This window comes from Ruegeria sp. HKCCD7255 (assembly GCF_013031565.1).
Taxonomy (GTDB): domain Bacteria; phylum Pseudomonadota; class Alphaproteobacteria; order Rhodobacterales; family Rhodobacteraceae; genus Ruegeria.
In genome coordinates this window covers 141,976-164,852 of sequence record NZ_WQAG01000010.1, presented here as the reverse complement: position 1 = coordinate 164,852, position 22,877 = coordinate 141,976, and the positions used below count along the sequence as shown (strand labels likewise).

At 56.5% G+C, this 22,877-nt stretch carries 23 protein-coding genes; 4 read left to right on the top strand and 19 right to left on the bottom strand.

Going from position 1 to position 22,877, the window contains the following annotated elements; genetic code table 11:
- Positions 1-291: 291 nt before the first annotated feature.
- The 13 genes from GOX45_RS17255 to GOX45_RS17195 form a co-directional block, all read right to left on the bottom strand.
- Positions 292-2,070, bottom strand: coding sequence for a caspase family protein (locus GOX45_RS17255; RefSeq protein WP_171102404.1), 1,779 nt, complete (start codon positions 2,068-2,070; stop codon positions 292-294).
- Between the two features lie 333 nt (positions 2,071-2,403).
- Positions 2,404-3,516: a nucleoside hydrolase gene (locus tag GOX45_RS17250; protein WP_171102403.1), complete on the bottom strand. Its 1,113-nt coding sequence runs from the start codon at positions 3,514-3,516 to the stop codon at positions 2,404-2,406.
- 12 nt (positions 3,517-3,528) lie between these two features.
- Positions 3,529-4,395 carry an ABC transporter permease gene (locus GOX45_RS17245; RefSeq protein WP_171102402.1) on the bottom strand — a complete coding sequence of 289 codons (867 nt, stop codon included), beginning with the start codon at positions 4,393-4,395 and terminating at the stop codon, positions 3,529-3,531.
- A 2-nt stretch (positions 4,396-4,397) separates the two neighbouring features.
- Positions 4,398-5,306, bottom strand: a complete 909-nt coding sequence (locus tag GOX45_RS17240) for an ABC transporter permease (protein ID WP_171102401.1) — start codon at positions 5,304-5,306, stop codon at positions 4,398-4,400.
- 55 nt (positions 5,307-5,361) lie between these two features.
- On the bottom strand, positions 5,362-6,702 hold the full coding sequence (locus GOX45_RS17235) for an ABC transporter substrate-binding protein (RefSeq protein WP_171102400.1): 1,341 nt from the start codon (positions 6,700-6,702) through the stop codon (positions 5,362-5,364).
- Positions 6,703-6,727: 25 nt separating this feature from the next.
- Positions 6,728-7,771, bottom strand: coding sequence for an ABC transporter ATP-binding protein (locus GOX45_RS22350; RefSeq protein WP_217350524.1), 1,044 nt, complete (start codon positions 7,769-7,771; stop codon positions 6,728-6,730).
- Positions 7,768-9,192, bottom strand: coding sequence for an L-fucose/L-arabinose isomerase family protein (locus GOX45_RS17225; protein WP_171102399.1), 1,425 nt, complete (start codon positions 9,190-9,192; stop codon positions 7,768-7,770). Before GOX45_RS17225 ends, GOX45_RS22350 begins: the two co-directional genes overlap by 4 nt.
- Positions 9,193-9,206: 14 nt before the next feature.
- Entirely contained in the window at positions 9,207-9,935 is a 729-nt protein-coding gene (locus tag GOX45_RS17220; RefSeq protein WP_171102398.1) for a GntR family transcriptional regulator, read from the bottom strand.
- Positions 9,932-10,828, bottom strand: a complete 897-nt coding sequence (locus GOX45_RS17215) for a tagatose 1,6-diphosphate aldolase (RefSeq protein ID WP_171102397.1) — start codon at positions 10,826-10,828, stop codon at positions 9,932-9,934. Before GOX45_RS17215 ends, GOX45_RS17220 begins: the two co-directional genes overlap by 4 nt.
- Positions 10,825-11,847, bottom strand: a complete 1,023-nt coding sequence (locus tag GOX45_RS17210) for a dihydroxyacetone kinase subunit DhaK (RefSeq protein WP_171102396.1) — start codon at positions 11,845-11,847, stop codon at positions 10,825-10,827. Before GOX45_RS17210 ends, GOX45_RS17215 begins: the two co-directional genes overlap by 4 nt.
- Positions 11,844-12,374, bottom strand: a complete 531-nt coding sequence (locus GOX45_RS17205; protein ID WP_171102395.1) for a DAK2 domain-containing protein — start codon at positions 12,372-12,374, stop codon at positions 11,844-11,846. The genes GOX45_RS17210 and GOX45_RS17205 overlap by 4 nt, the downstream gene beginning before the upstream one ends.
- Positions 12,364-13,209, bottom strand: a complete 846-nt coding sequence (locus tag GOX45_RS17200; protein ID WP_171102394.1) for a sugar phosphate isomerase/epimerase family protein — start codon at positions 13,207-13,209, stop codon at positions 12,364-12,366. Before GOX45_RS17200 ends, GOX45_RS17205 begins: the two co-directional genes overlap by 11 nt.
- Before the next feature lie 64 nt (positions 13,210-13,273).
- On the bottom strand, positions 13,274-14,419 hold the full coding sequence (locus tag GOX45_RS17195) for a nitrate/nitrite transporter (RefSeq protein ID WP_171102393.1): 1,146 nt from the start codon (positions 14,417-14,419) through the stop codon (positions 13,274-13,276).
- Positions 14,420-14,503: 84 nt separating this feature from the next.
- On the opposite strand from GOX45_RS17195, the gene GOX45_RS17190 reads away from it, so the two are divergent.
- The 3 genes from GOX45_RS17190 to GOX45_RS17180 are packed head-to-tail and all read left to right on the top strand — an operon-like array spanning position 14,504 to position 17,717.
- Positions 14,504-15,673 carry a thiolase family protein gene (locus tag GOX45_RS17190; RefSeq protein WP_171102392.1) on the top strand — a complete coding sequence of 390 codons (1,170 nt, stop codon included), beginning with the start codon at positions 14,504-14,506 and terminating at the stop codon, positions 15,671-15,673.
- Positions 15,670-16,041 (top strand): Zn-ribbon domain-containing OB-fold protein, encoded by a 372-nt coding sequence (locus tag GOX45_RS17185; protein ID WP_171102391.1) that lies wholly within the window; start codon positions 15,670-15,672, stop codon positions 16,039-16,041. Before GOX45_RS17190 ends, GOX45_RS17185 begins: the two co-directional genes overlap by 4 nt.
- Positions 16,038-17,717, top strand: coding sequence for an acyl-CoA synthetase (locus GOX45_RS17180; protein WP_171102390.1), 1,680 nt, complete (start codon positions 16,038-16,040; stop codon positions 17,715-17,717). Before GOX45_RS17185 ends, GOX45_RS17180 begins: the two co-directional genes overlap by 4 nt.
- A gap of 16 nt (positions 17,718-17,733) precedes the next feature.
- On the opposite strand, the gene GOX45_RS17175 is transcribed toward GOX45_RS17180, so the two are convergent.
- The 4 genes from GOX45_RS17175 to GOX45_RS17160 form a co-directional block, all read right to left on the bottom strand.
- Positions 17,734-18,453, bottom strand: coding sequence for a hypothetical protein (locus GOX45_RS17175; protein WP_217350523.1), 720 nt, complete (start codon positions 18,451-18,453; stop codon positions 17,734-17,736).
- Positions 18,454-18,917: 464 nt separating this feature from the next.
- Positions 18,918-20,159: a DUF2254 domain-containing protein gene (locus GOX45_RS17170; RefSeq protein ID WP_171102388.1), complete on the bottom strand. Its 1,242-nt coding sequence runs from the start codon at positions 20,157-20,159 to the stop codon at positions 18,918-18,920.
- Between the two features lie 71 nt (positions 20,160-20,230).
- On the bottom strand, positions 20,231-20,515 hold the full coding sequence (locus GOX45_RS17165; RefSeq protein WP_171102387.1) for a coiled coil domain-containing protein: 285 nt from the start codon (positions 20,513-20,515) through the stop codon (positions 20,231-20,233).
- Between the two features lie 50 nt (positions 20,516-20,565).
- The gene (locus GOX45_RS17160) at positions 20,566-21,066 is read right to left on the bottom strand and encodes a Dps family protein (RefSeq protein ID WP_171102386.1); all 501 of its coding nucleotides are present in this window, start codon (positions 21,064-21,066) and stop codon (positions 20,566-20,568) included.
- A gap of 211 nt (positions 21,067-21,277) precedes the next feature.
- Between GOX45_RS17160 and GOX45_RS17155 the strand changes: the two genes are divergently transcribed.
- Positions 21,278-21,496, top strand: a complete 219-nt coding sequence (locus tag GOX45_RS17155; RefSeq protein ID WP_152456637.1) for a hypothetical protein — start codon at positions 21,278-21,280, stop codon at positions 21,494-21,496.
- Positions 21,497-21,911: 415 nt separating this feature from the next.
- On the opposite strand, the gene GOX45_RS22140 is transcribed toward GOX45_RS17155, so the two are convergent.
- Both GOX45_RS22140 and alkB read right to left on the bottom strand, forming a co-directional pair.
- Complete coding sequence (locus tag GOX45_RS22140; protein WP_171102385.1) at positions 21,912-22,133, bottom strand: Ada metal-binding domain-containing protein; 222 nt, start codon at positions 22,131-22,133, stop codon at positions 21,912-21,914.
- A gap of 71 nt (positions 22,134-22,204) precedes the next feature.
- Positions 22,205-22,834: a DNA oxidative demethylase AlkB gene (alkB, locus tag GOX45_RS17145; protein ID WP_254446055.1), complete on the bottom strand. Its 630-nt coding sequence runs from the start codon at positions 22,832-22,834 to the stop codon at positions 22,205-22,207.
- Positions 22,835-22,877: the final 43 nt, after the last annotated feature.

Sequence of the window (22,877 nt, the reverse complement as noted above, 5' to 3'; positions counted from 1 at the left end):
TGAGAACGCATCGTAACGCGGGTTTTTGCTGAATTGGGCAGAGCTTATGGCGTTCACATTCGTTGCCGTTATAGGGACAGTACCATCAGGCCAATGCGTGCAAATCGGTGAGGCCAGAAAAATTCTGAATAGGTACTGATATGAACCGCTAAATGAAACGCCCCGGAAACGCGTGATTTAAAAGGACTAAACAGTATCGCAAAAATCAATTGGAACGAACAGGCCGATCCGATTGTTTTAGCGGCCTCACAGACACGCGTAGTTTTGCAAAGGCCATTCGGGCAGAACCGGTCATTCTAATGTACCTTCCAACACAACAGAGCGTGCGTTCCTGCCCGAGCCATCAAACCACATGGTCGGGACAACATTGTCGATGTCCCGCCGCCCCCGGGCTTCATACTGAAATTGGGCGTATGTTTTGCTGCCTTTGCCGTGATTTCTGTTTGGTTTGGACGGCAACCAATTGGTGTAACGCACCGGTTCACCACTAAACCAACGCCAACCGGTAATCGCGCTGTCTTCTTTAGGGTCTTTTCTGAACCCAAAATATGGTCCTGCCTTGTAGCTGGTTCTTGTTTTGCTGTCGTACCCGACCTCGAAGAAGGCCGGGTCACTTGCGATCATTCGAACGACGAACGCGTTCTCTGCGGAAGATGTGATTGCGGCCAGATCCAAGCCGCATTGCTGCGCTTCTCTACGCGCATTCTGGACCGTACCGGAATACATCAGCACAACGTAGAGGCTCCCACCAAAGGTTCCATAGACGCTTTTTCGAAGCCCAAGGCACTTGAGGATCTGAGTAATTTCTTCGGATTCACCCAGCTGTTCGAGCTCGGGTATGCTGTGCCGGACCGCAACGGGGTTGCTTATGAAGCTTTCATCTTTTTCGACATGGGGCCTGAGCCCTAGGCCGAAAAGAACTGCGACATCCGCATATCCAGATTGTTCCAACCCATAGTTTGCCTGAAACGCCCTGATGCCAGCTCGGGTCCGCGGCCCAAATACACCATCAGGAACACCTACTTCAAAGCCATTGTCATTTAGGCTTTGTTGCAACTTCCGTTTCTGCGCGAGATCCGGCAAAAGCGCAGCCTCTATCGCAACCAAACGCCCGCTGTTTTTGATCCAGGCAGGTGTGATTTCATCCATTCTTTGAAGTGTTTCATAAGCCGTCGCGGACGCGATGGGCTGGGATCTTGAAACCAAGTCCCAACCCCTCATTGTGTTTACTTTCTTTGCGGCAGCCAGCGCGCTTTCCTGTGTTACCGGCGGCTGTGAAGCCGGAGCAACAGACCCTTGTAAATCCGGCGCAGGCAACGCAACTTTTTCGATCTTTGGAACCAAAAAAATGTCTTTGCCTGGCAACGAACCGTAGACAAAGGGTTCCTGGTATCCGTCAGTGAGAGAAATTACGCGGTCGCGAACTTTGCGAAACAGTTTTCCAAGTTCCAGACCAGGTTGTTCAATGTATTCCAAAAGAGCTTGGGCATAGGGGCTATTTCGGCCGTCGCCATCCTGCGCCAGTGTTCCGCCACGGGCTGCATAACCGACTACGACACCGCCCGGCTCGACAGCAGCCAATCCGCTCCCGATCGACCGGGTAATCGAGCCCTGTTTCATATTTGCGAGAAAGGGGTTGTTGCGGCAAGCGTCAACGATCACGATATTCAGAGCGGATGAACCAGCAATAGATTTTACAATAGCGTCCAGACGAATGGCTTCGAATTCCACGTCGCGGTCGCTACGCAATGCTGCATTCACTGGAATCAAATAGTTTGTGTTTTCGATTTCAATGCCGTGGCCCGCGAAATACACCAATGCGACTTCTGCATCTGCTGCGGCTTTTGTGAAGTCGCGCAATGCAATTCTCATATCTGTGTAGTTCAAGTCTTTTTGCAGCGTGACCGTAAATCCAATTCGCTTCAATGCATTGGAGATATCTTGGGCATCGTTGGCTGGGTTACGCAGGTTTGGGACGTATTGATAGGCAGAATTGCCAACTACAAGCGCTACGCGCTTCCCGTTGGCTTCTGCCGCAAGTGGCGCGATCAAGATCAAACCAATCGCCAACAGGTACCAGATGTGACGGCGCCATTTGCACATAGAGATCATAATTATTGACTCAACTTTGAAACGATTAACGCCTCACCTTAGCACGAAATAAAGCCGCAACCGAAGTCAGGATCACTTAATACAACGCTGATGAGAAGCTGCTATTTGTTTAGATGCGCGACTACGTTTAGCGTCACGGTTTCCGAGGCAAACTGAGACTGGTTCGAATTCGTCTGACAGCAAGCTTTATTGCACAACCCGATCTGTTGGTCGGGCGCTGACGTCAGACAGTTGGTTTGGTCCGAGCTCAGAGCCCTAGGGGTAGAAGGCACCCAAGGCGTTTCTCTGATGTCAAGCGGATCTGCCTTTCGCGAGGGAGCGGTAGAAATCTTCAAAAATCGCATCCCGCGCCACGTCATAGGCCTCGAGCATCAGGTGGCGCGACGGGTCATTCTGCCAATAGAGTTCGGCGTTCAGATGTGGCGAGTTTGTCAGATGGGTCGGCACATAAGCAGCATCGAGCATCCAGGCCACATTGATGATGTCCCAGATCACCCATGTTTTCGTGTCCGGCTCGGATATCGCGTATTTCACATGCAAGGGGTTGTTGGTGTAAAGATGCCATAAGTAGTCGCCGATTGCTCCGCGACCTTTGACAAAAGCCTCCATTTCCGGCTTGGAAATCGTCAGCTGTGCGCCGACATGGTAGCCTGGTAAATACACATGCGGCACGCCACACTCGAACAGCAATCGCGACGATAGCTGATCTTGCACGAGGTTCAATGACGGTTCATTGCAAAACGGCGCATAGCTGGGAAAGCCTGAGGTCCAGACCACAACGATATTGTCGATGATGTCCGGCGCCATTAGCAGGGCGGAGCCGATGTTTGGCAATGCTCCCATGGCGAGGACATAGACCGGCCCGTCTTCGCGGTTACGTGCCTGTTTGATGATGAATTGGGCCGCATCCGAATCCACCGGCGCGTCATAGGACGGCAAATGCTGTGTCGAGCCATGGAACACTCGGCCTTCGGAGGCGACACCACAGGCGTCAAAAACGCGTAGGATTTCATCATAAGAACGCGCTTCGCCTACATCCGGCGTTACAAATTCAATGTCATCCGCCGTGCGTCCATCAGCCAGCAATCGCTGCGCCCATCCTGCGAAGGGGCCTACAAATTTGCTGTCATGGTCTGTCCCACTTCCCTGTTGCAAGGCAGCGACAGCATCATAAAGACCATCGCGATGGTGCAGGAATGAATAGGGTGCGGCTGTGACACCTTCGAGGTTCAGGCGATCTTGCGACAACAGCGCCCAGGCCACGGCGTATTGATCGTCGATCTCGTTGGCGGTGTCGGTGTCGATGATAACGCGTGGCATCGCACCCGGTCGGTCCAGCCGGGTTTTCATCAACTCGGGGTCCAGAGGGGTGAACCGTTCTACGGCCTCATTCAAAGTCATCATGTCTTTGCCTTTCTAGTTGCCGAAGCCTTTGCCAAATGCCTCTTCTTTGATGAACCGCTCGGTCACGACCAAAAGAATGATGCCGGGGGCGGTCACAACCAAGGTGATGCCAGCTGCGGACGCGTCCAACGTCCCGCCCGCGATCTTTGAGAAAAGCAGTGTGGGCAAGGTAATGATTTTGCCCTGACCCATGAAAAAGGTCAGAAGGAAGATGTTTGTAGATACCAGAAACGTGAACAGCGCACCGGCAACAACGCCCGGCAACAGCATGGGCAGTGTCACCATGCGCAGGATCTGCCAGCGCGATGCGCCCAAGATCATTGCCTGTTCCTCGAAGTCACGGCCCAGCCCCTGATAAACAGCGGTGAGCATGCGGATCATATAAGGGATGGTTGGGATCAGGTGGACAATGATGATCCCCGTATAGGTCCCGGCCAGTCCGATCTGGATAAAGATCATCAGCAGCGCGATGCCAATGGCCGCCTCGGGCACTATAAGAGGCATGGAGAGGAAGAACTCAAAAGCTGGTTTGCCGCGGAAACTTTCACGTGCCAAAACGCGGGCTGCGGGTAGGCAGATGATCAGACAGATCACTGTTACCGCGCACCCGATGAAGACGGTGTTCAGCGTAGCTTCCCACACCTGGCTATAGGGCGAGATCACGTAATCCCAGGCCAGGGGCAGCACGGATTTCTCACGTTGCTCCAGCCACCATGTGCTTGGCAGCAGATCAGGCCAGGCCCAGCGGAACGCAAAGCTTTGGATGATCAGCGGGATGAACGGGCCCAGTATGAACCCAGCTACCAACCATAAATAGACCTTCTGAAACGGTGAAAGCCGTTCGCTAAGCGCAGTGGCATTTGCGTTCCGACGCGCCATCATCACTGCCTCCCGATGCGGCGTTCATAGCGCCGGTAGATCGCAAGATAGCTATAAAGGATGCCACCTGCGATCAGGGCGATGGACACAACTGTAGCCATCCCCTGCAACTGCAGTGTGTAATCCGCGTCGTTGAAGTATCGCCAGGCGACCACCGGCAACGTGTCAGGAAAGCCACCGCCAAGAATGAACGGCGCTTCAAAGGCCCCGATGTTGAAGGCAAAGATGATGAGCGTTGATGAAATGATGCCTGGCAGGATTTGCGGCAGCGTCACCAAGAAGAAGATCTGCCGCTTGTTGGCACCCAGGATCGCTGCGGCCTCTTCCGTCTCGCGCCCGACGCCCAACAGAACAGCGTAGATGGTCAGGGCAACGAACGGTGTCTGTTTCCAGACATAGACGGCGATAATACCCCACCCCATATGCGTCTTGAGGATCTGCGGAAACTGCGCCGGGTCGTCGATCAGACCTGCAAAAGCCATCAGCCGCGACAGCATCCCGCCGTTGCCCAACATGATCACAGCTAGGGCAATGCCGACAGTGTAGGGGATCATCAGCGGTAGTTTATAGAGGTATTTATACAGCGTTTTGGATGGAAAGGTTCGCACCAGCGCAAGCGCCAGCAGAATGCCCAGGATCAGCGAAAGAATGGTCGCCGCAACGGCATAGTAAAGCGTCAGCCAGAGAGATTGCCAGAACGAGGCCTGACTCCAAAGTGCGCCGAAATAGGAAAAATCCGGAAAGGTGTTCACACCAAACCAGGGCGCAAAGCCCAACGATTGCATCACGCCAAGCACAAGGGCGCCGCCAAACAGCACCGTCAGGACAAGCACAACCGGCAGCAATTGCAACAGCATCAGCCGCCGTTCCCGACGGAGCCGTGCCAACTCATTTGGTGCGGAATCACCCATTCTCAAATCCTTGTTCGAGCCCCCCGCTTGCGAAGGGGGCTCTGTTTGGGTGTTCTTAGTTCAGATTTGCAACGGCGCGTTCCACGATCACGTCGATCGGGTCGGTGCTTTTCCGTTCGATGTATTCCAGCCAAGTGGCTTCGATAACATCAACCAGCGTTGCGTTGGTGTCGGGCGCGGTGTTTGCGTCCAACTCGTGCTGAGTTATACCGACAAAACCCGGTGAGGCCGCGGTCAGTTTGGCAACGTCCTCTTCGGACAGACGCCACGGATCGATACCAGGTGGCATACCGGCAACTTCAAGCTTGGAGGCCTGAGCTTCGACCGAGGCCATGTAGTTGGCCATGACCAGCGCGGCGGCCGGGTTCGGCGCGTTCGCGGGAATGACAAGATAGTTCTTGTTCTTGATCATATTGCCCTTGGGGAAGATGAACTGCTCCGCCCCTTCAGGGTAGGTTCCATCCCGCAAACCGATTGCGACACCGTAAAGGCCGAACTGGCACGAGAAATCAATCTCACCGTTCAGGAACAAGCCATTCAGGGCCGACGGGTCTTCGGGATATCTTGCACCGCTTCCTGACGCGCCCAGTAGCAATCCGTCCAGCTCTTTCAGGTATTCCATGCCCGGTGTGATCAACCGCGCCAATTCTGCAGCGCCGAGATCGTCAATCGAGTTCTGGAACGGAACCGCGCCATTGCCGTCCGGGTTATGGGCATAGATCGCGGCCTGAACGAAGGTGTTGCCGATGAAATGGGGTGGTTTGACATAGGCGAACTTGCCGGGATTGGCTTCAAGATAGCCTTTCAGATCCGCAAACGTGCTCGGTATGTCTTCTTTCGCGACCCGCGCAGTATTGACCGAGCACACATATTGCTGGCCTGACCAGGGCATCTCGGATGCGTTGGTTTCGACACCAAAGTCGCGCAGGTTCAGCAATGCACGTGGATCATCGGCATTCCATTCGATGTTCGCGCTGTTGGGAAGCTTGTCGGCAAAAGCGCCAAACAGAGCGTTCTGGCGTTTGAGCGTGGCAAAGTTTTCACCGTTCACCCAAATCGCGTCAACGCTGCCTTCGCCCAGACCTTTGCCAGAGCCGAGCTCGGCCAGAACCAAATCAACAGCGTCCTTGGTGCCGGTTATGCGAACAGGGTTGAGCTTGACACCCTCTGCCTCAAGCCCCGGCGCGGCAAAGCGATCCATCCAGATGTTGATCTGATCGCTGCCACCCCAATAGTAGAGGTTGATTTCGCCCTCTTCCTTGGCGCGGGCCTGAATCTCCTCCCAGGTCGCTGAGCCGGATGTCACGGCATCACGGAAAGCCCCGACATCCTGCGCATAAGACGCACTCGTCACCAACCCTCCAAGCAGGGATAACGTAAGAAGTGTTTTCTTCATGGTCTCCTCCTCTGATTTCTTTCCACTAGTCGTTTTTCTGAATGACCCAAATCCGCTCGGGCGGGATGGTCAGCCAGACGTCTTGCCCGACGTCGATAACGCGGCGGGATTGTTCTGTGACCTGAACCGTCTCGTGGCCGCAGGTGACCCCGTAGGTGATGTTGGCGCCAAAGAAATCTCTGGTCGCGATGGTGCCCCGAAAGACGTTTTGCGCATCCGTTGGTTCGTCCAGATGCAGGTCGATCGCCTCGCTTCGTAGCATCACCGAGCGCGTGCCATTCTGCGACGGCGCGTCAAAGGTCAACGCGCCAAAATCCAGCGTTGCGGTCTTGTCGTTGATCTGTGCCGCAAAGACGTTTGTAGCCCCCATGAAATCGGCGACCTCAACGCTTTTGGGGTGTTTGTACAAGGTATCGGGCTCGTCAAACTGGGCGAGATTGCCGTTGAAGATCACGGCCACCCGGTCAGCAAGTTCCATAGCTTCGATCTGATCGTGGGTTACAAAGATTGTGGTGATTCCCAGCCTCTGCTGCAGGTTTCGAATAAAGCGTCGCATCTCGCCGCGCAGCTTGGTGTCGAGATTTGCCAGAGGTTCGTCCATCATCAGGACAGAAGGGTTGGTGATCAACGTACGCGCGATGGCCACGCGCTGCATCTGCCCGCCCGATAGCTGCGCGGGAAATCGGTGGCGAAATTGTTGAAGTTGCACGACATCGAGAATTTGCTCCAGCCGGTCTTCGGCCTCGGCCTTGTCGGTTCCGCGTACCTTGAGCCCGAACAGAATGTTCTTTTCCACGGACATATGAGGGAACAGCGCATAGCGCTGGAAAACCATGCCGACATTGCGGTTTTGCACCGGCACTTCTGAGACATCCTTGCCGTCAAAGCAAATCTGGCCGCTCGTCGGAATTTCCAGCCCGGCAATCATCCGCAGCGTTGTGGTCTTGCCGCAGCCTGACGGACCTAACAGGGCCACAAGCTCTCCGGACGCGATGTCGAGATCGATATGGGAGATCGCGGTGAAATTGCCATAGTCCTTGCGGACCCCTTTGAGGTGAACAGCCGTCACAGGCCAGCTCCTTGTGGCAGCCCGTCATGGGACGGTATGATCGGCAACGAGGACATCCCGCACCATTGGGCAAACTCCTCGAAAACGGCGCGGTGGCGACCGGGAACAAGGATAAAGTGATGTTCCAGTCCGTGTTCCATAACCGTTGTCACGACGTCACGCGCTGACCAGGCGCCCTTTGCGTCAGAAAAATCTCCGATCCAACCGCGACACCCGGTAAAGCCCGGGGATGGGCCTTCGGCAACTGCACCTTCCAGCACAAAACGCGCCGTGCCGTGGCGCGAGACGCGCAGGATCGTACAATCGCCATGGGCAAACTCGTAATCCGCGATAGCACCGTGAATTGGCCCGGCCTCGGTGCCGCGTCCGATCATCGGATGGTTGATCCAAGCAACGTCTTTGTCCGCCATATAAAGGGGCCCACCGCCGCCATGCCACATCAAGATCTGATCGCGGTCAAAATCGGGTGAGGTCATGTCCAGCAAACAGCCCACGCGACCGGTCAGAGATTTGGCCACCAGCTGGGTGACGGCCCCCAAGACGTCGCCCTCTGAGGCGATTGGCAGTGCGTCGTTTTCCTCAAGCCAGCTGAACGCGGCGCCGGGATGCATTCCCGGATGATCCTGCAAGGCGGGCCAGTCGGACACCGTCAACGCATCATAGCCACCCTCTACCGCGATCTGCCGCAAGGCCAGAACCGCGCGGGCAGTCAGGACCATCTGGTCATCAGAAACGCCGCGCACCTCTGCGGCTCTGGTCATGGCTGACAGCTCGGCGGCCACATCCACATCGGATTGAGCGGCCATCTGGACGGTCATGCGGTGGATATCCACATGCTCGGTCCAGACGCCAAGCTGGCGGAGCAATGTGTCGGATGAAACCTCCATATTGTAGAAGGTCATGGCCAGTCCTCCGACGACCCCGATCCGAACACCGTCCAGCGCCTTGCGCGCGGTAAGCGCGCGGATGGTTTGGCTCATCCGCTGTTCCAGGTGTTCTTCGTCGGGCGCGGCCAGATACCACTGCACCGGGAATTGGCGGGTGTCCCGCACACCGCGCAGTATCGACATCGACATGTTCAGCGATACAAAATTGTTAAGCTGTATATCCTCGGTTAGCGTTGGTTCGGGCGTGGCCCAGACACCCATGGGCAGGTTTTCCCGCGCCACTTCCCGCACTACGTCACCCATGGTGAAACCACCGTGCAAAAGCAGCAGAAAATCCGCGCCTTTTGCACGCAATTCATCCACCGCACCGCGGGCTTCGACCCCATTCATCGGAACTGTTTCGGCCACCACGACTGAGGCGTCGTAGGAGGCGGCAAGTTTATTTAGCCAATCAGAGCATGCCTCGAACACACCGTGCTTGACGGGGAAGTAGCTTGGTAGAGACGCGTTGATTAATCCAATCGTCAGCGACATGAGTATCGCCCTTCCTAAGCGGTCTGGCGCGGGGCGGCCCCGGCCAGATCAAAACTGATGGGTCCCTGACGGAACACCTGATCAAAGAAAACCGGCGCCCCGTCGGCGTCAAAGGCAGTGCAAGCCTGCGACAGAATTGGGGTACCGGCGGGTATGTTCAGCAGTTCGGCAATTTCCGGTTCGGCAAGCAGGCTGTCCAACGTCTCGCACGCGCTGGTCCAGGCCAGTTCGAACACTTGCTGCAAAATTCTGAGAATGGATTGGCGCTGCCCGGTTTCCGGGAAATGATCGGCTGAGATATGCGGCACCAAACGGCTGGGGATCCATGTCTGGGTCAGCATACCGGGCACATCATCGATGGTGCGTAGCCGTTCAACCAGGACCAGCGGTTCATTGAAGAACTCGTTGACGGCGGCTGGCACTGTCTTAGCCTGGACCTCAAGGCGCAGCAGCCGTGCCCCGGGCACGCGGCCTTCGCGCAGAACCTTGTCGGTGAAAGACACAAGGCAGGTCGAGGTCGGTGGCGACAAAGTCGCGACGTTGTATCCGCTGCCCTGGCGCGATGTGAGATAGCCGTCGCGCACCAGAATTTCCAAAGCCTTGCGGATGGTGACCCGGCTGACGCCAAAGGCGTTTGACAGCTCGCTTTCGGTGGGCAGACGCATTCCAATTGCATATTGCCCGGTCTGAAGCCGGTTCAGAATTTCATGATGAACCTGCTTGTATTTGGCCACCTCCATCATGTCAGCGCATCCTTCAAGGCATCCAGCCGTTCGCGGCCGGTTGACTGCATCCATCGGGCCATCGCAGCAGGGCCTTCAGCGCCAAAAATGTCTATTGCATCGCTCCAGATTGCTCGCCCGCACATAAAGCCGTTTGCATTGACCCCCGCTTTGCGTGACAGGGCCAATGCATCACGGAATTGTTCGAACGTGACCCCGGCGCTGAGGTAAAGGAGCGGGATGTCGCCCGCCGCCCCAGCGGCTTTGCGGAAGGCTGCCATGGCTTCGGCTTCGGACATGGTGGAGCCGACTTTGGCGATGTTGATGGGAATTTCGACCTTCAGGACATCAATATTGAATTCTGGAGCGGCAAAAGTACGGGTGGCCGATCCGACGAGCCCCGGTTTGGCAATCGCATATTCGGCAGAGCTGCTGTCGGGAATGGCGCGATCATAGACGAGCGGTTCGAACAGAAATGTCACCCCGTGTTCGCGACATGCGGCCCCGATCTGCGCCACCAGCTCCTGCTTGCGCTGATTCAGCTCCGCCGGATCGTTCGGCCCGTAGTAGAGAAAAAACTTCAGTATCTCGGCACCCAGAACCGGATAGTCGGCAACGCTCAGATTGTCCGGCAGTTTGGTCATCCGGTCGTCGTCTGAGATGTGGTACACGTCCGCCTCATAGGCCAGCATTCTGATGCAGTTTGTGTCAAAGGACGGCAACAGCTCTCGGCCCAGCGAGGCATCAACCAGCATGGTGGTGGCAAACGGGCTGAGCGTTTCAACTGTGATACGTTTGAAATCCAGCAAATCATCCGGACGCGCTTGTGAACCGCGCACCTTGCGCAGGGCGGCCTCGAGCCCGCTGCCCTGATCAACGGCAACACCATAAACAGGACCATCAAAGATGCTCATGTGGCCTCCATCTTGATCTGCGGGAAAAACGGCGTGTCGGAGGGTGCCAGCCAGTGCCGCAACATCTCCTCAGTGGGTTCCAAGAAGGAAATCGAGAACCCGCCCATTTCCTGGGTTGTGACATAGCTGCCGATCATCGGAGCAATCGCGCGAATGCCGTGTTCTGTCAGCGCGGTGCGGGTTTCCTCCCAAACGGTCAGCTGCTCCATCATTGTGGTGCCGCCCATTCCGTTGACGATCACGCAAACCTGTGCGCCCCTTTGCATGGGGCGGTCGGCCAGCAGAGCGTCAACCATCTGCCGGACCAGATCGCGCACGGGGCCTGTTTTGACACGCCCAACCCCCGGTTCACCGTGAACACCCATACCAAGGAAAATTTCGTCGTCAGGCAGTGCGAACATGGGTTTCCCCGTCAGGGGTGACACCGGCGGTGTGATCGCCGCTGCAAGCGTCACAAGCCGCTCGCGCACGGCTTCGCCCAGGGTCATCAATGCCTCAAGCGACTGGCCTTCCTCGGCCGCTGCACCAAGGATCTTGTAGATGAACATCGTTCCCGGGGCACCGCGCCGGTCCTGTTTGCGCTCTGGCGGTGCGGCGGAAATGTCGTCATACATTGGTAGGGGAAGGGTCTGGACGCCCAAATCCTGTGCCATCATCGTGGCTGCGCGCCCGTTAATCATGTCACCGGAATGCTGCGATATCAGCAGGATCGAGCCCGCCGCGCCGGTCACTTCGGAAATCCCGTCAAGGATCAGATCTGCCGAAGGTGCTGCAAAAACATCTCCAACGATATTGGCGTCCAGCAACCCGGCACCGACAAAACCCATGGCAATCGGTTCATGTCCCGAGCCGTTGCCAATCAACAACGTGACTTTCTCATCGGCGTTCTTGCGGTTCGCAGATCCGCGAATGATCACGCGGGGATCGCTCTGGCCGCGTTGCACTTGGGGAAATGCGCTGACAAAGCCGTCCAGCATATCATCGACCATCGTCTCCAGGGTGTTGAACAGCTTTTTCATGGCGACACCTCCGCAAGGGTCTCCAGAAAAATCACCAGCGAGGCAGCGCCGGGATCCATATGCCCGCGCCCTGCATTTTCGACATATTGCGCGCGGCCCCTACGGGCTGACATGTCCACGGTTGCGTCGCGCCCCTTCGTCGCGGCAGAGATCATTGCCGCCACTCCGCTGTGCTGCGCAGCAAGCGCCGGGGACAGGGCGTCGACCATGCTTTTGTCGCCCGGTGCCACGTCCCCCAAGTCGCAGATACGGTCGCATGCTCGTGTCAGGTTCAGGGGTGCACCTGTGTCCAGGTGCGTTTCTATTTCAAGCAAGATCAGACCGAACAAAGTGCCCGATGCCCCGCCCGAGGCGCGCATGAAGGCTTTTGCGCGTTTGCCATCTTCTGCCGTCGTTGCCTTTGTCAGGCCACGCAGCATGGTTGTCCCGTGATCGCCATCCCCTATGGCAGCGTCCAGCGTGTTGAGATGGTCGGTTTCACGGGCATAGCGGGCCTGGAGCAGTTGAAAGAAAGGCTCAGCTGACATCGCCAAAGACCTTCTTCAGATAGGCCAGCGTTTCCACGGCAGCGCGGGTTGGGTCGGGCTCGATATCGCGCCAGATGTTGAGATCGCGGCTTGACGCATGTCCGGCCATCACGAACATCTCGGCCACGATACAGCCTTTGTAACCGATATCTTTCAATGCCTTGGCATCAGCGGGGAAATCATAGCGGCCCAAGCCCGGCTGCCCCCGGTCATTGTCCGACACATGATAGTGCACCAGCGTATCACCGGCCGCGCGGATTGCTGCAGGTGGGTCTTTCTCTTCGATGTTCATGTGGAAACTGTCGAGCAGCACACCGATGTGATCCGATCCTGTCGCACGAGCAATTGCGCAGGTCTCTGCCGCTGTCGAGGTCAGGTCGCTTTCGAACCGGTTGAGCGCTTCGATCCCAAGGTAAACGCCCTCGGCTTCCAGAACCGGAGCGACACGCGCCAAAGTCTCCGCTGACCGAGACGCGCGGGCAGGTTTGTTGGCTGGGTCGAAAACACCCCAAGGTGCGGCGACCACGCCGGCGAGGCTTTTGGATCCCAATCGCGCGGTTGTCCGGATCGCATCGCTCAGAACAGCTACCGCGTTGTCACGGATGGCAGGATCTTCTGAGGTCGGGTCCGCATCGGGCCCGAGGCCGGTTGAACATGTTACGGTCAACCCACACTCGATGGCCTTTGACCGGATCTTGTCAGCCCGATCAAGCCCGACGCCAAGCAGCGAGAGTTCGACAATGTCATAGCCGATTTGAGCAACAGTTTCGAAGATCGGGTCCGGATCGTCGGTCCAGGCCTTCATCCACAATCCCGAATGGATACCGAACTTCACGCCAACTCCCCCCCAACCGTTGCAATCACATTAGTAGTAACAAATTGATTATGTCAACAGATCGCTAGCCTAGATCTGTTGCGGGCAGCCGTGTGATCAGCAGAAGGCTGAGAAACAAAAAACCGATGCAGGCCTGAAGGGTCAGCCGCATATCACCGCTCTGGTCGTACAGCCATCCCGCGCCCCATGGCCCCAGCAAGCCGGCAACGCCCCATCCGGTAAAAACCCAGCCAAACGCGCTCGAAAACGCCGGGGCTGGAACACGTGCGGACACCAACAACGGTGTTTGTGCGGCGATCTGGCCATATGACAGCGCCACCAGAAAAATCAGCACCGTCATCAGCATCTCTGACACGCCAGGCACCAGTAATGCGGACAATGCCGCCACCGAAAGCAGCACGGCACCGACAAAGCCGTGCAACGGTCCAAAACGGGTTGCCACACCAGCCGCCGAAAGACGCCCCAGCGTATTGCCTGCGGCAACACCGAAAACTGCCATTCCCGCAGTATGTGTGCCGGAAGGCAGCAGTTTCGGGGCAAGGCCCAGAACAATCAGGCCAGCGCAGGAACCGGTGGCGAAGATAGCCCAAAGCAAAAGGATCACGCGGTTTGGTTTGATGACCTCTGACCGCACGGTTGTGCGGATCGCGTTGGTGTCCAATGGGGGTTTCGTCCCGGACGAAACCGCAGCGATTAGAACCATGCACACCAATACAGGCAATAGCGCGCTGAGCGACCAGCCAAGCCCGATCAGCCAGACACTCATCGGGCCAAAGACAACTCCGCCCAATCCGAACGCGGCGACGCTGACGGGAACAAGGAGCGTTGGCAGACGCGAAGCTGCAGCAACGCCCAGTGCGTGATTGTAAAGCGCCCCCGCAGCAAACCCAAAGCCGATGCCATAACCCAGCACAAACACCTCAAAAGCCTGCGCCCGCGCAGACAGCAGCAGACTTGCAGCTGCCAGGCCCGAAATAGCAGGCAGGCATGCACGTGCAGGCAGTTTGGCTAACAGAGCAGGGCCAATCAGAACACCAAACGTAAAGCTGACCAGCGCAAACGAGAACACCATAGATGCGGAGGCGTTGCCGACGTCAAACGCGTTTTGAACAGCGGGCAAAAGGCCGGACCAGCCGTAAAGACTGCCACCGCCAAAACATCCCAATACCGGCAGGGCCTGGCTAAGCCAATGGACATTGCGAGTCGTCAACGCTCGGCCCTTTCAACAATTTGCTATTACAGACTTGTATGAACAAATTTACTGAGTCAATCTCCCTCCGGGGAGGATCGCCTATTGGTACTGGTCATCGGTGCAGCATTGACGCCTTTCAACCGGCGGCGCGACGGGTCTGGCTTTCGGGATTGGGCTGCGCAGGCGTTCAGCGATGCACTTAGGATGGCCGGGCTGGAGCCCGGCGATATTGACGCGCTGATTGTTTCTTCGGAAAGCGATTTTTTCACGCTTCAACTTAACCCGGCTTCTGTGATTGCCCAGGATATTGGTCTTTGCGGTGCAGAGACGTTGCGGGTTGAGGGTGGGGGCGGTTCAGGTCAATACGCGGTTCATGTAGGTGTCGAACGCATCCTGTCTGGACGGGCGCAGAGGGTTGCTGTCTTGGGCGTAGATCCTTCAGCCAGTGCGCTGGACGGTGACAGCATTCGCGAGCTCTATGGCTATTCTTTCGATTTCTGGACCGATGGACTTTCGGGTATCACCGCAACTGGCCTTTATGCCCTGTCCTGGCAGGCCTTTGCGGCCGAATATGGTGCCGCAGGGACCGATCTGGACCGCGTCGCCACCAAAAACCGTTGCAACGCCTGTGAGAATCCCGGCGCGCATCTTCCTAGAAAGCATACGGCGGAGGAATTTGAAGCCTCTCCAGTGATTGCATCCCCGTACAAACGCCTGCATTGCTCGCCCCTTAGCGACGGGGCGGCTGCGCTGATCCTGTCCGCGCGCGAAGCAGCACCTGCCGTGCGACAAACCCATGCGCCCGCGATCACCGGCATCGGGGCGGCATCCGATCTGCCCGGCTTGGGTCATCGCAAATCTCTGGGTCGTTTCGAAGCCAAATCACTCGCGGCGAAGCGTGCCTATGAAATGGCGGGTATCAGCGCCTCGGCGATTGACCTTGCAGAGGTTTATGACGCCTATGCAGGTGCTGAGTTACAAGCGATTGCGGCGCTCGGCTTGTCCGCTGATCCGGTTGCCGCTTTGCGGGATGGTCGGTTTGATGCGGATGGCGCTTGCCCCATCAATCTGTCCGGCGGTCTGATCGGGCAAGGTGCGCCGGTTGGGGCAACCGGGGTCGGACAAGCCGCCACCTGTGCGTTGCTGCTTGAAGGCCGATACCACAAGGGTCTGCAGCCAGAACGTCCGCTTGGCCACGCTTTGGCCGATACACATGGCGGAGTCGGCACAAGCTGCGCCGTAACTGTGCTGCGGGCAGGGGGGCAGGCATGAAGCATCAGGTTTCACTTGAATATTCCCTGGCCAAGGGATGGCTTGCACCGTGGATCGAAGGGTTGCGGCAGGGCAAAGCCATCGCATCGCATTGCAAAACATGCGGCGGTGCACAATTCCCACCTCTTCGTCTTTGCCCCGATTGCCGAACACCTTCGGACGGCTGGGTCACACTGTCCGGCCGGGCTGCGATCCAATGGCGGACCACGGGCGCGGATGGCGACTTTGCTGTGGCCAAATTTGAGGGCGCACATGGAGCAACGGTGCTACGCAGTGCGCACCTACCGCCCGATGCCGCGCACGGGCGTCTGCGCGCGTGCCCGGAAGGCCCGCCCATCCTGCAGCTTGAACCGGAGCCGGACCTATGAGCGACTATCTTGAATCCCTTGATCCGGAGCAGTTGGCTGCCCTTCATCTGGCACCCACCAAAGATGGTGGATACAAGATCACCTGGCCGGCGGATTACAACATATATCGCGTGACAGTTGGCCGTTTTCTGGGGCCCAAAGACCGGGACCGGACTGCGATCATCTACGAAGCCCCCGATGGCACGACCTCAAGAATGAGCTTTGCCGAGGTCGACGCGGCCGCTACGGGCCTCGCTGCCGCGCTACGCGACCTTGGGTATGGCAAGGGCGACCCGGTAGCGTTGCACACGGGTCAGCACCCAGACACAGCGATTGGACATATGGCAATTGCCAAAATCGGCGCGATCGCGGTGACGTTATCTCAGCTTTACGGGCCGGATACATTGGCCCATGCGCTGAATGATTGCCGGGCCGGTGTGATCCTGACCAGCCGATCCGCGTGGGAGCCTTTGCGCGATGAATCCTTTCCGCATCTGACCCATGTGTTCATGCGAGATCCGGGCGCTAACGACATTGATCTGGATGAAGCAATGCGCGATGTGCCCGATACGTTTGAACCGGATTTCGGCGGCGCGGATGATCCTGCGTTGCTGATGTACACCTCCGGTTCGACCGGCAAACCCAAGGGGATCATGCACGGTCACCGGGTTCTTGCTGCCTATACCCCGTCGATCAACCTGTTCTTCAACCTCTCTATGGACGACCCTGATGCCGTTTTCTGGTCGCCCTCTGATTGGGCCTGGGTTGGCGGTCTTCTGGATATGCTGTTTCCTGCCTGGATGGCCGGGCGTCCTGTGGCCACGTCACTAGAACGGTTTACGGCCAAATACGCTTATGAATTCATGGCCCGCCATAAAGTCACGCATACATTTCTGGCCCCGACAGCGATCAAACGGCTGGCGCAGCATCCAACGCCCAGAGAAGAATATGAACTGGCCCTGCGCGTGATCTGCACCGGTGGTGAAGCGCTGGCGTCAGAGACCCTCACCTGGGCAGAAACCCGGCTGAGAGTGGTCTGTAACGAGTTCTATGGCATGACCGAGGTCAATCATCTGATCGGAAACTGTGCTGCGCTTTATGAGCGCAAGCCGGGGTCGATGGGCCGGGCCTATCCTGGCCATCATGTCCTGCTTGTGGACGGCGACGGACAGGAAGTGGCGGATGGCGAGCCCGGCGAAGTTGTAACCCCGCTTGGTTCACCGACCCAGTTCCTTGGCTATTTCAACAACATGGAAAAGACCCAGGAGATGAAACTTGGGGCTTACTGGCGTACCCATGACCTCGCTGTGCGCGATGCCGAGGGCTATTTCTGGTACAAGGGGCGTTCCGACGACTTGATTAAGTCTTCGGGCTTTCGGATCGGACCTGCCGAAATCGAAGAATGCCTTCTTTCTCATCCCGGCGTAGCCGAGGTTGCTGTGATCGCCAAACCTGACCCCGACCGCGGGTCCATTGTCAAAGCAGTGGTAAAGCCCCGCGCGAATGTCACGGCCGATGAGGCGCTGGCAGAGGCGTTGAAAGAACATGTGAAAACCCGCCTTGCGGGTTACAAAGCGCCTCGCGAGGTTGAGTTTGTCGACGAATTCAAGATGACATCTTCTGGTAAGATTAGCCGTCGCGCTTTGCGCGAGGCTGAACAGGCGTCAGCAAAAACCAACCGCCTTGATACGGAATAGCACCAGCGGTGTTTCTCTATTGCGGGGCTTCCTGCGCGATCTCTAAGGCAAGCTGCAGCGCTACCTCAAAAGTAGCAGTGTTTGCGCGGGCAAGCTCTGTCTGACTGTGATCGGGCAGCGGGTCCAGGAAGGTGCGCCCGTCTGCCAGCAAATCCCACGTGCAAAGCAAGGCAAGGCTGGCGCACCCATATCGCGCGGCAACGGCGGCCACGGCGCTGGCTTCCATATCCACCGTTTGCAAACCTTCTTTTGCCCAAGCGGAACAGATCTCGTCGCTTTGCGCAAACAGGCTGGGCCAGGTGACGTGTGAGGTGTTCAGCGCTGTGCAACCGGTCGAGCGCAGCAGCGTTTCCGCCCGCGCGCACCACTTGGCATCGAAATCGACTTCGTTCCCGGCGCCGTAGTACTGAGAGACACCATCGCGTGCCGCCGCGCTGCGAGGAACCGTCACAGCGCCCGCTGGAATTCCGGGGGTCATTACTCCGCAGGTTCCAATCTGAATGATCAGGGCTGTGCCAAGTTGCGCAAAAATCTGGCTGGGCTCGACGGCCCGAGCTGCACCATATGCACAGCAATACGCCACGCGCGCCTCTCCGAAACTGCCGGTGAAAATATCAGGAAACGGTAGCTCCTGAACGTCGTTAAGCCGTGCAAGTCGAGTCTCGCATGCCTGAGCGCGCCACCAGGTCCCCTCAAGGATCAAAACATGTGGAACATCCCCGGCGGAGAGACCCAAAGCATTTTCCCAAACTGACCTGTCAAAATCCAAAATCGCCAAATTTCGGAACCTCGCTGTCAAACTTGTTCGGTATTTCAAAAGAGCTTTACCGCGAAATGGTAACGACACAACCAATATCCGATTTCGAAGTATTGCTGGTCAAATGCACAAGCAGGTTGTCCAAGCAAGAGCGGCCACACATTTGTGCCGTGTGGTGTAGTCCTTGCTTTGTGGTTTTGTCGGTATAAAATCCGATGCAGAACCAACGGGTTCGCACCTATTACCGCAGCATCTGTCAAAAGTGCCGCACAGCTAATTTGGCATTCTCGTAGAATGCGGGGCGCGATCAAAACACTCTAGCGAATGCAATGAGTTTTGTCGGTTAAGTTTGCAATAAGTTCCAAGTCCCGGGCCAAGAGATCAAGGCCCACAACCGAGATGAACGACAAGCCAAGTTCGGCTGGAATGTCGAGGACGGTCTACTAAAACCCTTCAATTGCGGTTTTGACTTGGCCACAAAACTCATCAATATCGCGCTCTAACATATCGCTTTGTCGCGTCTCATCTCTGACTGCGGCCAGTTCATCTATGACAGCCCGTACATCTTCACGTGGCGCTGCCTCGGCGATACGCACCAACGCTCGAATGAGGGCAGCGGTTACGAGGCCATTGCCCCGGGCAGCGCGTCTTAGGGCTGGCATCGAGTCTTGAAACAGCGATGCAGCGGTGATGGACGGGTAAACCACCCGCACGGTCCCGTCTTCATCGCGATACACACCCGTGCAGAGCTTGGACGACCACGCGCGGGCCAGGGATGCCGATAGGCGGTCGATGCACACAATCGCGGTGAACGTGTCGTTGACGCCCGGCGATAAGGCCCGAAGTGCGATTTCCACGAGCAGATGGACAGAAAAGCGAATATCGCCGTTAGGATCTCGCGCAGGGATCAACGGAGCTGCCGCTTGCACCCGATCATTGAGGCTCTCGTCACTATCACCATAAACATTGGCCAATGTGTCCGTTGGAACCATAAAGCCGCCCGGTTGCACATCAAAAACGACGACTGCTCCTGCTTCTTTGGCCGCACTCACCAGACCTTCGGTATTGATCGCGTTCACATACCCAGTGCCCGAAGCCGAGACTTGGCGCTTGTCTCCCTCTTTAGGGATTGCCTCTGAAGACGGAATATCTGCGCTGTTTTCGATCGCCGTGCTCACTTGGCGATCCAAAGCTTCCGAAATCCGCGCCGCTTCCTGATCAATGGTTACGCGCGTCGATACGGTATGAACGAAAAGCAAAAGCAAAAGAACTGAAATGATTGAATAGATTATGCCAATCGCGACGGCCAGGTTTACGGATGTACCATCCCGTACCAGCCACAAGATCAGCAAGCTGTATAAAAACGTAGCTCCGAGTGAGCCAACGGCGATCTGGTTTACCCGGTCTTCGCCAAAGCGCTGCAAAAGCCTGGGGCCTATGGACCCTGCTGCCAAAGTATAGACCAGTAGAACAATAGAATAGACCATGACCAATGCGGACATGGACGCTGCCGAGATTGCGCTTAGTACATCGCTCGCGGTTTGATTTGAAACGCTGAGCCAATCGGATGTGGACCATCCCCAGCTCATGAGCGCTTGTTCGGTCTTGAAGACAATCCCCGCCACGAAAAGACCTGAAAGGCTGATGGCGGCAGGGATGGTTAGGAACCCGCGAAAGTACCTCATTATTTTTTTAGGTGTTTGCATTCCGGTCCAATTCACAATGCGGGCTTCGTTCGCCACGCCAGCGTTAAGATTTACGCAAACCGGTTGGCTGCCTGTTTTAGAGCGCTTTGCATATCGCCCCACGCAGACTCGTAACCCTCTTTGACATCTTCCCAGGCTTCGTCACTGGTCGACTTCAAATCTTTTAGCTGAGCCTCTGCGTCAGACCTTAGTTTGTAGAGCTTGCTGAGCTGTTCCTCGAGCTCAATCGCCGCTTCTGCCTCAGCCACTTTCAGCTTGGCTTCAAGAGCATCAATTTGGGCGTTCCAACTATCCAGTTGCAGCTGTGCGTTTTTCTCATAACCAACACGTGTCATGTCTATTCCTTTCTTTTCAAACTTCGGTTCTGGTCAATGCGAGCCGCCAATCAGGCCGCGACAATTGCCTTGAGCATCCAGACCGCTTCTTCATGCTTCGCCATTCTGGCATTCATCAGATCCTCGGTCGCTCCATCGCCATAACGGGCAGCGGTTGCGGCAGTCTCACGCAAGTTCCGGGCAATCGCTTCGTGGTCTGCGACCAGTTGTTTGATCATGCCCTCTGCGTCTTTAACTGTCTCTTCTTCGGTCAGCTTGGCTTGGCTAACCATGTCCGTGAACGAGATCGGGGCCACCTGACCCAATGCGCGCACCCGCTCTGCCAATTCATCCGCAGCTTCGAACAGGTCGCGATACTGACGCTCTGTCAACTCATGGATCGGCAGGAAAAGCGGGCCTACAACGTTCCAGTGCGTCCCTTGCGTTTTGACCATCAGAACCATGGTGTCGGCCAATACTTCCGTCACCGCGTTGGCGATCCAGGTGTTTTTATTGATGCCTGTGTCGTTCGTTTCTTCCTGAACTTCAGACTTCAAAACTTGCTGTATCATTTTCACTCCGTTTCGGTGCTTGCGGAGTAATACCTAAGGGCGAAATAAAAATTATCAATTAAAAACATATACTTAACATATGTATCCAGCGCATCATAGGGGGCTTCATGATGCTGGGTATCCGGCCCAACATGCCAACATTGCTGTAGACACGCAGGCTCATTGCCATACATGCTTGGAGTAACTGACGTAAGCTACTGAGGTCATGCCAGTGTCTGATCAAAATCGACCACCAAAGCGCACGGAAAAACTGCAACTGATGCTCGACCTAGAAGAGCTCAAGGCCATTGATGATTGGCGCTTCGAGAACAGGTTGCCTTCCAGAGCGGCCGCCATTCGAGAACTCATCCGTCGCGGCTTGATTTCGAACGAGTTTGAAGAACCACCCACTGACGCACCGTCCGGCGAGTTTCGGGTTGTGGATGAGTGACACGAACATCCACAGCGCACCTTTGCGGAACCTGTGCCAGCGTAGCGCCCCACGCTGCCGCCGACCGAATGCGTTCCTCCATTGTCACCGCGCGCAGCCTATTCCGGTAGTCTTGCATTTTCCACCGGTTTGGACGGCTGGCAGAACAGAACCGAGCCATCCGGAAACAACCGCTGTGACAGGATAGATCCATCCGCCAATCGGTATGAGACCAAGCTCGCAACCGGTTTCTGCAATCAGGCTGCGCACAGCATCGCTATCTTAGGACGGCCTCCAAAGCGCATGGCCTGGCGCGCCGGATATACAATGTTTCAGTGCAGTGACCCTGTATGGGTCAATGTTAAATGCTCCGAGCTTTACAATCCGAATAGGTGGAAGCGGCCCACCGTTAAGCTGCTCAAGGATTTTCTGGGCGTCACGTCTGCGGGGCAGGTGGCATCGCTTGGCAAGCACGAAACCCGTGTTCTTCTGCGTCTTGCCCAGTTTCGAAAAATTGAACGTTTTTGCGTTTGGGTCGCCGGGACGGGCAATCTGTACGGCAATAGATGCCGGTCGACGAAACCGCGTAGTAGAAATGAGGTATGGGATTGGACACCCGGTTCAGGACATCGTCCCACATTTGTTCTGTATTCTGCATGATATCCTCCTTGAAAAAGCATCGTTGAATGGTCGCCGGAACACTCGGCTCAGAAACTCCGACTTTTGCGATCAATGTGAGCGGCGGAATGTAAGGTTGATGCGTTGTGCGCCCAGATCGGGATGCACACCTGCGCGAAGTGTCCGTACCCCGTGGTAGAACATCCGCGATGGCCCGCCCCAAACCAGCACGTCGCCATGCTGGACAAAGATCAATCGCACGGGATCTCGACGTTTCTTCCCTCCAAATTCGAATGTTGCAGGAAGACCCAGCGACACCGATACGATGGGCTGTGAAAAGTCGTGCTCGTTCTTGTCCTGATGCAAGGAAAGCCGCGAGCCCGGCTCGTAGCGGTTGATCAGACAGGCGTCTGGCGCAAAGAACGGATACCCCGCTTTCGCCGCCGCATCGAGCGCCAGCGCCATGAAAACGTCCGGCATAGGTGGCCAAGGATGTCCCGTGACCGGATCTTGGCCAAGATATTCATAGCCGTTCCAGCTGCTGATCCAGCCAAAGTCACCGCAGTTGGTCATCGCAACGGACATTTGATGGCCGCCCGGCGTGATCATTTTACGAAAGGGTGCCTGTAGGGTGATTTGTTCCAAGGCGTGGGCCAATTCCCCAACAAAGGGGAGCGCAAAACCGGGCAAAAACGACGCCCCCGCTGGAAGCTGTTGTGCGTCATTCAGTTCGGCAAACAAATCCGCGTGCATTGTCCATCTCCTTTTGGTTCTTTCAGAAATG

Bases quoted from the DNA above. Each gene is read 5' to 3' on its own strand.
- GOX45_RS17210 (WP_171102396.1), bottom strand. From the start codon at position 11,847: ATGAAAAAGCTGTTCAACACCCTGGAGACGATGGTCGATGATATGCTG.
- GOX45_RS17245 (WP_171102402.1), bottom strand. From the start codon at position 4,395: ATGGCGCGTCGGAACGCAAATGCCACTGCGCTTAGCGAACGGCTTTCA.
- GOX45_RS17180 (WP_171102390.1), top strand. From the start codon at position 16,038: ATGAGCGACTATCTTGAATCCCTTGATCCGGAGCAGTTGGCTGCCCTT.
- GOX45_RS17165 (WP_171102387.1), bottom strand. From the start codon at position 20,515: ATGACACGTGTTGGTTATGAGAAAAACGCACAGCTGCAACTGGATAGT.
- GOX45_RS17205 (WP_171102395.1), bottom strand. From the start codon at position 12,374: ATGTCAGCTGAGCCTTTCTTTCAACTGCTCCAGGCCCGCTATGCCCGT.
- GOX45_RS17250 (WP_171102403.1), bottom strand. From the start codon at position 3,516: ATGATGACTTTGAATGAGGCCGTAGAACGGTTCACCCCTCTGGACCCC.
- GOX45_RS17220 (WP_171102398.1), bottom strand. From the start codon at position 9,935: ATGATGGAGGTGGCCAAATACAAGCAGGTTCATCATGAAATTCTGAAC.
- GOX45_RS17185 (WP_171102391.1), top strand. From the start codon at position 15,670: ATGAAGCATCAGGTTTCACTTGAATATTCCCTGGCCAAGGGATGGCTT.
- GOX45_RS17160 (WP_171102386.1), bottom strand. From the start codon at position 21,066: ATGATACAGCAAGTTTTGAAGTCTGAAGTTCAGGAAGAAACGAACGAC.
- GOX45_RS17240 (WP_171102401.1), bottom strand. From the start codon at position 5,306: ATGGGTGATTCCGCACCAAATGAGTTGGCACGGCTCCGTCGGGAACGG.
- GOX45_RS22140 (WP_171102385.1), bottom strand. From the start codon at position 22,133: ATGCAGAATACAGAACAAATGTGGGACGATGTCCTGAACCGGGTGTCC.
- GOX45_RS17225 (WP_171102399.1), bottom strand. From the start codon at position 9,192: ATGTCGCTGACGATTGGATTAATCAACGCGTCTCTACCAAGCTACTTC.
- GOX45_RS17215 (WP_171102397.1), bottom strand. From the start codon at position 10,828: ATGAGCATCTTTGATGGTCCTGTTTATGGTGTTGCCGTTGATCAGGGC.
- GOX45_RS17170 (WP_171102388.1), bottom strand. From the start codon at position 20,159: ATGAGGTACTTTCGCGGGTTCCTAACCATCCCTGCCGCCATCAGCCTT.
- GOX45_RS17235 (WP_171102400.1), bottom strand. From the start codon at position 6,702: ATGAAGAAAACACTTCTTACGTTATCCCTGCTTGGAGGGTTGGTGACG.